Raw genomic sequence first — 12,746 nt, forward strand, 5'->3', positions numbered from 1 at the left:
ACCGCCCTGCGGCGCCGCGGGGCGGGCCGGCGGCTCGAACACCCGGTTCTCGCGGGCGGACGGGGCGGCAAGATTCCCAGCCCCAGAGCCATGCGGCCGGGCGCGCTTGGTCTCGACGACCACGGTCTTGGTCCGACCGTGGCTGAAGCTCTGCTTCACCGTGCCCGAGCTGATCGACCCACCGGTGCGGGGCTTCAGCGTCAGGGGCTTACGGCCGTTGTTGTTCTCGTCGCTCATTCGCTCGCTTTACTCACCGCCGGGCGGAGCCCGACCAAAATCCCGTAACGTCGTACCGGCGCCCTTCAGACGTCCCCAAACTCAAACGGGGAAGGGCGGAAACCTTACGGTTCCCGCTTCGCCTCGATAGGCTCCTCGCGCCAATCCTCAGGAAGGAGCGGACTAAACCCCGCCAGGCGACGAACGTCTTGCGTCCAACGTCCGGCGGCTCGCCCCGCAAGGAAGGCGGTGTGTATCACATTCTCCCGACCCAAGGCCAAACCCAATTCCTCGGCCCCGAACAGGCCGAACAGGCCGGGGGCCGGAGACTGTCTGCGGGCCAGGGCCAGGAGCTTGCGGCGGCCATCGGCGGCGCCATCGGACGCTTCGATCAGCCACGCCGCCTTGCCCGACGAAATCGCGGCGGCGACCTTCTCGAAGCCGGACGTAAGGTCTCCGCCCCGTTTCGCAAGCCCCAGGAACGACAAAAGCCGCGACCTGAGCAGGGCTTCCACCTGGTCGGGCAGTTCGGCCGAGGCCTGGACCTTGGCCTTGGCGGCGCGGGCGAACAGGCCCTTCTTCGCCGCCGTCGCCACCGAGGCCCGGTCCGCCGCGACCCACAGGCCCCGCCCCGGCAGCTTGCGCGCCAGGTCGGGCCAGACCGCGCCGTCCGGCCCGGCCACGAAGCGGATCAGCCTCGCCTCGTCCATCACCTCGCCGGACACGATGTCCCGGCGCTCGCGAGAGGCGGCGGCGTGGGTGGCGTGGGTGGCGGCCCTAGGGGCTGAGATCTCCATGCTGGGCCACCTGACCCAACCTTAGGAGTCTTGCGCTTCGCCGACGGCCTCGGCCTCGGCGAAGGCTTCGTCGGAGGGTTGCGGCTCTTCCTCGACCACCTCGGGTTCCGGCTCTTCCGGCGCCTCGATCCAGCCCATGGCGACGCGGGCGCGCATGATCAGCAACTCGGCGTCCGCCGGTTCCAGGTTGAAGGACTCCAGGATGCCCGGTTCGCGCACCCGCTCGCCGTTCTTGCTCTCGAACCAGCCGCGCAGGTCGTCGGGCACCAGGCCGGCCAGGTCCTCGACAGTCTTCACGTCGCCTTCGCCCAGGGCCACGGCCATCGGCAGGGTGACGCCCTCGATCTCCAGCACGCCGTCCTCGACGCCCAGTTCCTTGCGCTTGCCGTCCAGTTCGGCGGCTTCCTTGTCCAGGTATTCCTGGGCGCGGGCCTGGATCTCGGCGCCGGTGTCCTCGTCGAAGCCCTCGATGGAGGCCACTTCCGAGACGTCCACATAGGCCACGTCCTCGACCGTGGCGAAGCCCTCGGTGACCAGCAGCTGGGCGATCACCTCGTCCACGTCCAGGGCTTCCTGGAACAGGGCGGTGCGCTCGGCGAACTCGCGCTGGCGGCGCTCGCTCTCCTGGCTCTCGGTCATGATGTCGATTTGCCAACCCGTCAGCTGGCTGGCCAGACGGACGTTCTGGCCGCGGCGGCCGATGGCCAGCGACAGCTGCTCGTCCGGGACGACGACCTCGACGCGCTCGTCCTCCTCGTCCATCACCACCTTGGAGACTTCGGCGGGCGCCAGGGCGTTGACGATGAAGGTCGCCTCGTCCTGGCTCCACTGGATGATGTCGATCTTCTCGCCCTGCAGCTCGGCCACCACCGCCTGCACGCGGCTGCCGCGCATGCCGACGCAGGCGCCGACGGGGTCGATCGAGCTGTCGTTGGAGATCACCGCCATCTTGGCGCGGCTGCCCGGGTCGCGGGCCACGGCGCGGATCTCGATGACCGCATCGTAGACCTCCGGCACTTCCTGGGCGAACAGCTTGGCCATGAAGCCGCCGTGCGCACGACTGAGCAGGATCTGCGGGCCCTTGGTCTCGCGGCGGACGTCGTAGATGTAGCAGCGGATCCGGTCGCCGATGTTGAAGTTCTCGCGCGGGATCGACTGGTCGCGACGCATGATGCCCTCGCCGCGGCCCAGGTCGACGACGACATTGCCGTACTCGACCCGCTTCACCGTGCCGCTGACGATCTCGCCCACACGGTCCTTGTACTCCTCGAACTGGCGTTCGCGCTCGGCGTCGCGGACCTTGCCCATCACCACCTGGCGGGCCATCTGGGTCTGGACGCGGCCGAACTCGAAGGGCGGCAGCAGTTCTTCGTAGGTGTCGCCGATCTTGGCGGTCTTCTCGCGGCGCAGCGCGTCGGCCAGCCGCATGATCCCGGCGGGCTCCTCGATGGGCAGCTCGGCGCCCTCCTCGTCCACGCCGCCGCCGAACACCGCGTCGTCGGCGACCACGGTGATCACGCGCTTGATGGTCGTCTCGCCGGTCTTGGTGTCGATGTGGACGCGGATGTCGTGCTCGGCGCCATAGCGCGATCGGGCGCCCTTCTGGATCGCCTCCTCAATCGCCTCGATGACGATCTCCTTATCGATCGACTTCTCGCGGGCGACCGCCTCGGCGATCTGCAGGAGTTCCATCCGGTTGGCGGAAATGCCGGTCAGGCTCATGGACTGTTCCTCTTACTCGGACGTCTGTTGTGGTTGTTCAGAAGCGAGCCGGGCCGCACGGACCTCGGCGCCCCGCTTCATCAGTTGGTCGGTCAGCACCAGCTTGGCCTCGAGGATCCAGGCGAACGGGACCATCGCGGTCTCCTCCTCGCCCTCCAGGTCGATGCCGACCTGCTCGCCCTCGATCCCGGCCAGCATGCCTCGAAAGCGCTTGCGGCCCTCGGCCAGGCGGTCAAGCTCCAGCTTGACCTCATAGCCCTCGTAGGCCGCGAAATCCTTCAGCCGGGTCAGCGGTCGGTCCACGCCGGGGGACGAGACCTCCAGCGTATATTCCCCGGCGATCGGGTCGGCGGCGTCCAGCACCTCCGAGATCGCCCGGCTCAGGCGCGCGCAGTCCTCGACCACCATGTCGCCGTCGGACGCCCGTTCGGCCATGATCTGCAGCCGGCGCGTCTCGGACCCGCCCATCAGCCGCAGGCGCACGATCTCATACGCCTGCGCCTCAGCGACAGGGTCGAGCAGCTCCAGCAGCTCCAGATCTTCAGTGGTCTTCCCACGCAAGGGAGCCCAGGCCTCCGGCAAAGAAAAAAGCGGTCGGGCCGGAGCCCGCCGCTCGTAGGCGCCTTACAGCGCTAACGGACGATGTTCAGAGGGAATATAGCGGGGGGAAGGGCGGTTGTCAGCCCTCTTGCGACTCGGCGTCGGGCGCGCAGGCCGATGGCAGGGCTGCAGTCAGCCAAAGCCCAGCTTGTCCTGGTCGGCTCTAGGCTCGCCGCCATAGCGACTTCGATTAATCCGGACGCGGTTGCGGGGGCATCGCCAGATGCTTCCGATCCTTTAATCTCACGGGAGATGCGAGCCTGCGGCCATGAGATTGGTGCGGGGGCCCGGCCGACGTCACCTCCCCTCCCCCGCGAAGCGAGAGGGAGAGGAGGTGACGCGCCAACCCGCCCGCCCGAATTCCCCCCACGCGCGAGCCCGCTTGACCACCGGTGGCAGACCGGCGCTCAGTCCCTCCACGCACACGTCTGAGGGCAGGTTCCGTTCGTCGGGGGACGAGACCGGGGCCGCCCTCGCTCGATACAGAGGGGCAAACATGCCCGGTTGCGTTTCAAACAGCTTCAAATTCGCGGGCGTCGCCGCAGCCCTGACCCTGTCCTTCGCCGGCGCGGCCCAGGCGGGTGACGGCTCGGTGCGGCCACCCAACTACAAGTTCAACGACGGCTCGCGGGGCTTCAAGCTCTCCACCCACGGCGGCATCGTCAATCCGGGCGTCCTGGTGGGCTTCAACCCACAGCCCGACCCGCCCGGCGACGGGGCCCTGATCGGCCTGCTGAGCGTGCTCGACCTGGCCGATCCGACCCACCCGACGATCCACGCGCCGCTGATCGGCGGCGACGGCTATCGGCTGCAGTTCTACCACAACCTCGCCGACGGCTCGGTCCGGCCCATCGACGCGCCGAACTCCGACGGCTTCACCGGCTTCAGCGAGATGTTCCGCGGCCATAACATCAACGTGACCTTCCAGTTCGCGCCCGGCCGGGTCGATCCGGGCAGCTGGGTCGGCTTCAATCCGCAGCCCGATCCCCCGGGCGACGGGTTCGCCCAGGACTTCCACTTCTTCGGCGCCGCCCCCACCATCGGGGTGACCTCGTTCGGCAGGGGCGGCGGCGTCGACACCTCGCCCAAGGCCGTCGTGGCCTTCAGCGTCTCGGTCGACGGCGATCTGCTCAGCTTCAGCGCCACGCCCGAGCCGGCCACCTGGGCGATGATGCTGCTCGGTTTCGGCGGCGCCGGCGCGGTCCTGCGCCAACGTCGCCGCAAGCTGGTGCTGGCGTAGCGGGCCAAGGGGGGCTTTCATCGGGCGGGCGGATGCGTCAGAGAGCGCTCCACCTTTTGTGTGTCGCCTGAAAGGCCCCCCATGGACCTGTCCAAGATCCCGGTCGGCGTGAACCCGCCGTACGACGTCAACGCCATCATCGAGATCCCGCAGGGCGGCGAGCCGGTGAAGTACGAGATCGACAAGGAGAGCGGCGCCCTGTTCGTCGACCGCTTCCTGCACACCGCGATGTTCTATCCGGGCAACTACGGCTTCATCCCGCACACCCTGGCCGACGACGGCGACCCGATGGACATCATGGTGGTGGGCCAGACACCGGTGGTGCCCGGCGCGATCATCCGGGCGCGGCCGATCGGCTGCCTGATGATGACCGACGAGGCCGGCGGCGACGAGAAGGTGCTGGCGGTGCCGGTCGACGCCCTGCACCCGTTCTACACCGGAGTGGACAGCTGGCGCTCGCTGCCGCGCATCCTGACCGAGCAGATCGCCCACTTCTTCCAGCACTACAAGGACCTGGAGAAGGGCAAGTCGGTGCAGATCACCGGCTGGGCCGACCCCGAACAGACCGCCGACCTGATCCGCGCCGCGATCGAACGCTACAAGACGGCTGGGTAGGCCAAGACCCAATGCGACGCATGCCGCATTGATCCCCACCCTCGGTTCGTCATCCCGGCCTTGTGCCGGGGATCCATGCTTCAGCTTCCGCGATTCAACGCGGCAGGCCGCGCGGCGCGGCCTGCTCCCACGACCGTGCCGGCGGGACGATGGATCCCCGGCACGAGGCCGGGGATGACGATCAAAAAGGGAAATGGAACCTCCCTACATCCGCACGAAATCCAGGAACACCGGGGCGCAGTCGCCCAGGCGCTTTTCCTCGTAGCGGGTGGTGATGTGGTCGGCGGGGGGAAGCCGCCAGTCGTCCGCGCGGCCGGCGGTCCAGGCGAAGGCCGGGTCGGCGGCGATCGTCGCCAGCGCCCAGTCCACATAGTGCGCCACGTCGCTGGCGAACCGCAGGCTGCCGCCGGGGCGGAGCAGCCGCGCCAGGTCGGCCACCAGCTCGGCCTGCACCAGCCGGCGCTTGTTGTGCCGCGCCTTGGGCCAGGGGTCGGGGAACAGGATGTAGACCCGCGCCAGGCTGGCATCCGGCAGCCGGGCGAGCAACTCGCGCACGTCTGCGTCGTGCAGGCGGACGTTGGCCAGGCCCTGCTCGTCGATATGCCGCACGGCGCTGGCCACCCCGTTCTGGAACGGCTCGGCGCCCAGGATCAGCACGTCCGGCGCGCGGGCCGCCTGGGCCGCCATGTGCTCGCCGCCGCCGAAGCCGATCTCGAGCCAGACCTCCCGAGCCGCGGGCGCCAGGGCCGCGGGGTCGACCGGCCCTGTGGGAATGCGCAAGGCCGGCAGCCGCGCCGCGACCAGCGCCGCCTGCCGCGGCTTGATCGGCCGCGACTTCAACCGCCCGAACGAGCGCAGCGGGGGGTGGTGGGCGTCGGACATCTCAGCCAAAATATTAGGGCGTCATCCCGGTTTTCCCGCAGGGAAAGACCGGGACCGACGATCAAGCGCCGCATCGGCGAGCCGATCGAACCTCCGCGCCCGGTCGTGGGTCCCGGTCTTCGCTTTTGGCGAAACCGGGATGACACGCGATGGAGTGGGGAGGGGTTGGCCTAAGCCAGCTTCTTCAGCTCGTCGGCCAGGTCGGTGCGTTCCCAGGAGAAGCCGCCTTCGTTGTCCGGCTTGCGGCCGAAGTGGCCATAGGCAGAGGTCCGCGCATAGATCGGGCGGTTCAGCTGCAGGTGCTCGCGGATCGCCCGCGGCGTGGCGCCGCCGATCATCTCCGGCAGGGCCAGCTCCAGCTTGGCGGGGTCGATCTCGCCCGAGCCGTGCAGGTCGACGTAGAAGCTGAGCGGGTCGGCGACGCCGATCGCATAGCTGATCTGGATCGTGCACTTCTTGGCCAGGCCGGCGGCCACCACGTTCTTGGCCAGATACCGGCAGGCATAGGCCGCCGAGCGGTCCACCTTGGTGGGGTCCTTGCCGGAGAACGCGCCGCCGCCATGCGGGGCCGCGCCGCCGTAGGTGTCGACGATGATCTTACGGCCGGTCAGGCCCGCGTCGCCGTCCGGCCCGCCGATCTCGAACTTGCCGGTCGGGTTGACCAGCCACTTGGTCTTCTTGGTGATCAGGCCGGCCGGGATGGCCGCCTCGATATAGGGCTGGATGACCGCCTGCAGGCGCTTGGAGTTCACCGAGACCAGGCCCATGCGCTTCTTGTGCTGGGTGGAGACGACGATCTTCAGGATCTCGACCGGGCGGTCGTCCTCGTAGCGGATGGTCACCTGGCTCTTGGCGTCGGGCTCGAGCACCGGGCACTCGCCGGAGTGCCGCACCTCGGCCAGCCGCTTCAGGATGTCGTGGCTGTACTGCAGGGTCGCCGGCATCAGCTGCGGGGTCTCGTCGGACGCGTAGCCGAACATGATCCCCTGGTCGCCGGCGCCCTCTTCCTTGGTGTCGGAGGCGTCCACGCCCTGGGCGATGTGGGCGGACTGTTCGTGCAGGTAGCAGGCGTACTTGGCCTTGGCCCAGTGGAAGCCCTTCTGCTCGTAGCCGATGTCCTTGATGGCCTCGCGGACCTTGGATTCCAGCGAGCGGACGATGTCCTTGGTGAGCGCCTTGTTCTCGGCCTTGGACCCGCCCGGCTTGCCGGCCCGGACTTCGCCGGCCAGCACGATGCGGTTGGTGGTCACCAGGGTCTCGCACGCCACGCGGGCCTGTGGTTCGGCCGCCAGGAAGGCGTCGACCACGGTATCGGAGATCCGGTCGGCGACCTTGTCCGGGTGGCCCTCGGACACGCTTTCGCTGGTGAAGATATAGCTGGAACGGCTCAAGGGGCGGGGCTCCGGAAGTTGGCGGCGGCTGACAGGCGCCGGCATAGGCGACAGGCCTATAAAGAAATCCTTATGTGACGCAAGCCGCGCCGCGACCCTATTCGGGACTCGGGCGCGGGCGCCGGCGTCGACCTGCAAGCCAGGCGCCGGCGGAAAGCGCCAGCAGCCCGGCAAACGGGCCGTCGCCCCACCGGCTATACGGCGTGGGCGGCGCGGCGGATGGCAGGCGCGCGTCGATCACCCCGAAGCCGCCCAGCCCGATCTCCTTGCCCGGCAGCACCCGGCCCTGGGCGTCGATCACCGCCGAGACGCCGGTGGGCGTGGCCCGGACGATCGGCAGGCCCTGTTCGATCGCCCGGTAGCTGGCGATGTTCAGGTGCTGCCAGGGCCCGCTGGTCTGGCCGAACCAGGCGTCGTTGGAGATGTTCAGGATCCAGGCCGGGCGCGGACCGCTGGCCAGGCCCGGGAACAGCGCCTCGTAGCAGATCAGCGGCTGCACCGGCGGCAGGCCGGACGCTGTCAGCGGGCGCGGCCGGGGCCCGGGGGTGAAGTCGTCCTCCATGTGCACCAGGCTGCGGATGCCGAGCGCGCCGGCCACGCGGCCGAGCGGCATGAACTCGCCGAACGGCACCAGCCGGTACTTGTCGTAGAAGCCGCTGACCCGCAGCGCCCGGGCGTCGCGGCGGAAGGCGATCAGGGTGTTGTAGTAGCGGAACCGCCCGCCGCCCGCCGCCTCGGCGCGATTGGCGCCCATCAGCAGGGTCTGGCCGGGCTGGATCACGTCGCGCAGGCGCGGCGCATAGGGCGAACCGGGCGCGATCAGGTCGTCGATCACCGCCGGCAGCGCGCCCTCGGGCCAGATCACCACGTCAGGGCGGCCGGTGAAGGGCTTGGCCACCGGGCGGGCGGTGAGCTGGGCATAGGCGTCGAAAACCAGCCCCAGGTTCTCCGGCTTCCATTTATCCTTCTGGTCGATGTTGGCCTGGACCACCCGGATCACCGGCGCGTCCTTGGCGTAGGTCGGGCGCGCCGCGGCCGCCAGCCGTCCCGCGCCGCCGGCGTAGAGCGCGGTCAGCCCGATCCCCGCGCCCACCAGCATCCCGGCCTGGGCCAGCCGGCGGACCGGCAGCATCAGCAGCGCCGGGGTGGCGGCGATCGCCAGGGTGATCCAGGTCAGGCCGTAGGACCCCACCAGGGCCGCCGCCTGCGACGGCGCCGACCCGGCCCGCCACGCCTCGCCGGGCAGGTTCCAGGGGAAGCCGGTGAGGATATGCCCGCGCAGCCACTCGGCCGCGGCGAACACCCCGGCGAACACCAGCGCCTTCCACGCGCTGCGCGGCCGCAGCGCCCGGTAGGCCAGTCCCGCGAGGCCCCAGAACAGCGCCAGACCGCCGCCCATCAGCACCACCGCGAACGGCGCCATCCAGCCGTAGGTCGCCCGGTCCACCAGGAACGGCTCGGCGATCCACCAGGTCGAGACGCCGAAGTAGCCCAGCCCCGCCAGCCACCCCAGGATGAAGGCCGAGCGCAAGGGTCGGGCCTGAACCGTCTCGAGCCGAAGCAGGATCAGGCTGAAGCCCAGCAGGCCGGCGACGAAGCCGAACGGCGGATGCGCGAACCCCGCCGCCAGGCCGCCCAGCAAGGCGGTCGCCGGGGCGTACCAGCGCGGCCGGCTCACTCCGCCTCGGCGGAGGATCTGGCGTCGGCCGGCGCGCGGCGCACCCGCACCCGCTTCACCCGGCGCGGGTCGGCCAGCAGAACCTCGAACAGGAACCCGTCGGCATGCGCGATCCGCTCGCGCTTCTGCGGCACCCGGCCGGCCAGGGCGTTCATCAGCCCCGCGACCGTGTCGATCTCCTCGTAGAGGTCGGCGGAGGCCAGGTCGACGCCTTCGCCCAGGGCGCTCTCCAGCTCCTCCAGCGGCGCACGGCCGTCGACGATCCAGCCGTCGTCGTCGGCGACGATCGGCATGTAGGCCTGGTCGCCATCGTCGTCGTGCTCGTCGTCGATCTCGCCGACCAGCATCTCCAGCAGGTCCTCCAGGGTGACCAGCCCGTCGACCCCGCCGAACTCGTCGATCACCAGGGCCATGTGGATGCGCTTGGCGCGCATGGTGGTCAGCAGCCGCTCGCAGGTCTGCGACGGCGGCACGTACAGCACCTCGCGCACCAGGGCGTGGCGGCCGGCCAGGATGCGGTCTTCCGGCTTGGGCTGGCGGGTCTTGCGGGCCAGCAGCTTGAACACGTCCTTGACGTGGACCACGCCCACCGGCTCGTCGAGGGTGTCGCGATAGACCGGCATGCGGCTGTGCTCGGCCTCGACGAAGCGGGCCACCACCTCGGCGAAGCTGCAGGTGCGCTCGACGCCGACGATGTCGGCGCGCGGCTTCATCACGTCCTCGACCCGCAGGTCCTGGAAGGCGCGGGCGTGGCTGACCAGCTCGCCGCCGGATTCGGTCAGCTGTTCCGGCATGTCGTCGGCGGCGTGCTCGGCCGCGCCGCGGAAGAAGTCGAACAGGCCAAGGAGCCCGGGCCGGCGGCGCGGGCTCGGTCGACTAGATGGGTCGGGGTCGGTCATGCTCTCCCTTGCCGGCCGCATAGGGGTCCGGGACACCCAGACCCGCCAGCACCGCGCGCTCGAGGCCTTCCATGGCCTCGGCCTCATCATCGCCGATGTGGTCGTATCCGAGAAGGTGCAGAACGCCGTGCACCGTCAGATGCTGCAGATGGTGGCCGAACGGCTTGCCCTGCTCGGCCGCCTCGCGGGCGCAGACCCCATAGGCCAGGGCCACGTCGCCCAGGTGATCCTCCGGGTTCGGCGCGGCCGGAAACGACAGCACATTGGTCGCCGCGTCCTGGCCACGGAACCGCGCGTTGAGGTCGCGGACGGTCGCGTCGTCGGTGAGCAGGAGGGTGACCGAGCCCAGTTCCTCCCCCGCAAGGCGGGGGAGGGGGACCGCTTGCGGTGGAGGGGGCGCTGCCGCCCGCTCCGTGGTCGATCCAGCGCCCCCTCCACCCCTTCGGGGTCCCCCTCCCCCGTGAACGGGGGAGGAACTAAGCGCTGCCTTCGCCGCCGCACGGACGAGCTCCACCGCCTCCGCCGCCGCCACGGTCCAGGCCGCATCCTCGACTTCGATGTCGATCAAGCCGGGCGTCCGCGCTGGGCGGTGTCGGCCTCGTAGGCGCGGACGATGCGTTCCACCAGCGGGTGGCGGACCACGTCCTCGGCCGAGAAACGGGTGACCGCGATGCCCTTCACGCCCTCCAGCAGGCCCACGGCATGGGCCAGCCCGCTGTCGCCCAGGTGTGGCAGGTCGATCTGCGTCGGGTCGCCGGTGACGGCCATGCGGGCGCCTTCGCCCAGGCGGGTCAGGACCATCTTCATCTGGGCGCGGCTGGCGTTCTGGGCCTCGTCGACGATGACGAAAGCATGACTGAGGGTCCGGCCGCGCAGGAAGGCGATCGGCGCAACCTCGATCTCGCCCTTCTCGCGCCGCCGGCGCAGCTGTTCGGCGCCCAGGATGTCGGTCAGCGCCTCCCAGACCGGGGCCATGTAGGGGTCGACCTTCTCGTTCAGGTCGCCGGGCAGGAAGCCCAGCCGCTCGCCCGCCTCGACGGCGGGGCGCGAGACGATCAGCCGGTCGACGGCGCCGCGCAGCAGCAGCCCCGCGCCATAGGCCACGGCGAGGAAGGTCTTGCCCGTGCCGGCCGGCCCCAGGCCGAACACCAGTTCGCACTGGGCCAGGGCCTCGAGGTAGCGCGCCTGGGTGGGCGTCTTCGGCGCCACCTGCCCGCGCTTGCCGACCGGCAGCGGCCCGCCCATCGCGCCGCCGGGGCCGCCGCCCGAACTCCCGCCCGAGCGGGCCTGACCGATGGCGACGCGCACGTCGGCCTCCTCGATCTCCAGCCCCTGGTCGGCGCGCGCGGCGATCGCCTGCACGGCCTTCTTGGCCTGGCCGCGGGCCTTGGCGTCGCCGCTCAGCGACACGCCGCCGCCAGGGGTCTCGACCAGCACCCCGAAGGCGTCCTCGATCAGGGCCACATGGCGGCTGTTGGCGCCGGCCACCGCGCGGACCGCGGCGTCGGAGAGGACGATGAATTCCGGCGCGCGGCTCAAGCGGGCTCCAGCGCCTGGAGGAGGACGCCGCCCAGGCTCATCCGTGCGGCCTCATCGATCCGCACCGGAACGATCTGGCCGATCAGCCGATCCGGCGCCACGGCATACACCGCCTGCAGATAGGGACTGCGGCCGATCAGCTGGCCGGCATGGCGGCCGGGCCGCTCGAACAGCACCGGCAGGGTCTTGCCCACCTGGCTGGCGTTGAACGCCCGGGCCTGGGCGTCCAGCAGCGCGTTCAGCCGCGCCAGCCGCGCGTCCTTGACCTCTTCCGGGATCTGGCCCGGCATCGCCGAGGCCGGCGTCCCGGGCCGCCGCGAATATTTGAACGTGAAGGCCGTCGCATAGCCGACCTCGCGGATCAGTTGCAGCGTCGCCTCGAAGTCGGCGTCGCGCTCGCCCGGGAAGCCGACAATGAAGTCGCCGCTGATCGCCATGTCCGGCCGCGCCGCGCGGATCGTCTCGATCAGTTGCACATAGCTTTGCGCGGTATGCGCCCGGTTCATCGCCTTCAGCACCCGGTCCGACCCCGACTGCACCGGCAGGTGGAGATAGGGCATCAGCGCTTCGACCTCCGCGTGGGCGGCGATCAGGGCTGCGTCCATGTCGCGGGGGTGACTGGTGGTGTAGCGGATGCGGTCCAGGCCCGGGATTTTCGCCAGCCGGCGCACCAGGCCGGCGAGGCCCGCGCCGGTGTCGTCGGCGCCGTTGTAGGCGTTGACGTTCTGGCCCAGCAGGGTGACCTCGCGGACGCCCTTGGCCGCCAGGCTGCGCGCCTCGGCCTCGATGTCGGCGGCCGGCCGCGACCACTCGCCGCCGCGGGTATAGGGCACTACGCAGAAGGTGCAGAACTTGTCGCAGCCCTCCTGCACGGTCAGGAAGGCGGTGACGCCGGTGGGCCGGCGATCCGCGGTGAGCGCGTCGAACTTGGCCTCCGGCGCGAAGTCGGCGGCCAGCCGTTCGCCCCGCGCCCGATGGGTCCGCGCGATCAGCTCCGGCAGCTGGTGATAGGCCTGCGGCCCCACGACCAGGTCCACGGCCGGCTGGCGGCGCATGATCTCCTCGCCCTCGGCCTGGGCGACGCAGCCGGCCACCGCGATGGTCATGACCGCCCCGTCCGCGGCGGCCCGGGCCTGCTTCAGCTCTTTCAGCTTGCCGAGCTCGGAA

13 protein-coding genes are annotated in these 12,746 nt (G+C 70.4%); 2 read left to right on the plus strand and 11 right to left on the minus strand.

Features of this window, described 5'->3' with window-relative positions:
* The 4 genes from Q0R13_RS02850 to rimP form a co-directional block, all read right to left on the minus strand.
* Positions 1 to 237, minus strand: a 237-nt coding sequence (locus Q0R13_RS02850; protein ID WP_293899152.1) for a translation initiation factor IF-2 associated domain-containing protein, incomplete at its 3' end; no start/stop codon positions are given.
* Positions 238 to 341: 104 nt separating this feature from the next.
* Positions 342 to 1,013 (minus strand): RNA-binding protein, encoded by a 672-nt coding sequence (locus tag Q0R13_RS02855; RefSeq protein ID WP_293899155.1) that lies wholly within the window; start codon positions 1,011 to 1,013, stop codon positions 342 to 344.
* 21 nt (positions 1,014 to 1,034) lie between these two features.
* A complete protein-coding gene (gene nusA / locus Q0R13_RS02860; protein WP_293899158.1) occupies positions 1,035 to 2,735 on the minus strand; it encodes a transcription termination factor NusA in 1,701 nt (566 codons plus the stop codon).
* Positions 2,736 to 2,747: 12 nt separating this feature from the next.
* Positions 2,748 to 3,296 carry a ribosome maturation factor RimP gene (rimP, locus tag Q0R13_RS02865; RefSeq protein WP_293899161.1) on the minus strand — a complete coding sequence of 183 codons (549 nt, stop codon included), beginning with the start codon at positions 3,294 to 3,296 and terminating at the stop codon, positions 2,748 to 2,750.
* A gap of 535 nt (positions 3,297 to 3,831) precedes the next feature.
* Between rimP and Q0R13_RS02870 the strand changes: the two genes are divergently transcribed.
* On the plus strand, positions 3,832 to 4,575 hold the full coding sequence (locus tag Q0R13_RS02870; RefSeq protein ID WP_293899164.1) for a PEPxxWA-CTERM sorting domain-containing protein: 744 nt from the start codon (positions 3,832 to 3,834) through the stop codon (positions 4,573 to 4,575).
* Positions 4,576 to 4,656: 81 nt separating this feature from the next.
* Positions 4,657 to 5,190 (plus strand): inorganic diphosphatase, encoded by a 534-nt coding sequence (gene ppa, locus Q0R13_RS02875; protein WP_293899167.1) that lies wholly within the window; start codon positions 4,657 to 4,659, stop codon positions 5,188 to 5,190.
* A 204-nt stretch (positions 5,191 to 5,394) separates the two neighbouring features.
* Here ppa and trmB read toward each other — a convergent pair whose 3' ends face one another.
* The 7 genes from trmB to miaB form a co-directional block, all read right to left on the minus strand.
* Positions 5,395 to 6,072, minus strand: a complete 678-nt coding sequence (gene trmB, locus Q0R13_RS02880) for a tRNA (guanosine(46)-N7)-methyltransferase TrmB (protein WP_293899170.1) — start codon at positions 6,070 to 6,072, stop codon at positions 5,395 to 5,397.
* Positions 6,073 to 6,242: 170 nt separating this feature from the next.
* Positions 6,243 to 7,463, minus strand: a complete 1,221-nt coding sequence (gene metK / locus Q0R13_RS02885; RefSeq protein ID WP_293899173.1) for a methionine adenosyltransferase — start codon at positions 7,461 to 7,463, stop codon at positions 6,243 to 6,245.
* A 97-nt stretch (positions 7,464 to 7,560) separates the two neighbouring features.
* Entirely contained in the window at positions 7,561 to 9,141 is a 1,581-nt protein-coding gene (lnt, locus tag Q0R13_RS02890) for an apolipoprotein N-acyltransferase (protein WP_293899176.1), read from the minus strand.
* Positions 9,138 to 10,040, minus strand: coding sequence for a transporter associated domain-containing protein (locus Q0R13_RS02895; protein WP_293899179.1), 903 nt, complete (start codon positions 10,038 to 10,040; stop codon positions 9,138 to 9,140). The genes lnt and Q0R13_RS02895 overlap by 4 nt, the downstream gene beginning before the upstream one ends.
* The gene (gene ybeY / locus Q0R13_RS22585; RefSeq protein ID WP_366852284.1) at positions 10,018 to 10,608 is read right to left on the minus strand and encodes an rRNA maturation RNase YbeY; all 591 of its coding nucleotides are present in this window, start codon (positions 10,606 to 10,608) and stop codon (positions 10,018 to 10,020) included. The genes Q0R13_RS02895 and ybeY overlap by 23 nt, the downstream gene beginning before the upstream one ends.
* Positions 10,605 to 11,579 carry a PhoH family protein gene (locus tag Q0R13_RS02905; protein ID WP_293899182.1) on the minus strand — a complete coding sequence of 325 codons (975 nt, stop codon included), beginning with the start codon at positions 11,577 to 11,579 and terminating at the stop codon, positions 10,605 to 10,607. The genes ybeY and Q0R13_RS02905 overlap by 4 nt, the downstream gene beginning before the upstream one ends.
* On the minus strand, positions 11,576 to 12,746 hold a 1,171-nt coding region (gene miaB, locus Q0R13_RS02910), incomplete at its 5' end, for a tRNA (N6-isopentenyl adenosine(37)-C2)-methylthiotransferase MiaB (RefSeq protein ID WP_293899185.1). The genes miaB and Q0R13_RS02905, both read right to left, overlap by 4 nt.

It is taken from the genome of Phenylobacterium sp., assembly GCF_025351295.1.
In the GTDB taxonomy this organism is placed as follows: domain Bacteria; phylum Pseudomonadota; class Alphaproteobacteria; order Caulobacterales; family Caulobacteraceae; genus Phenylobacterium.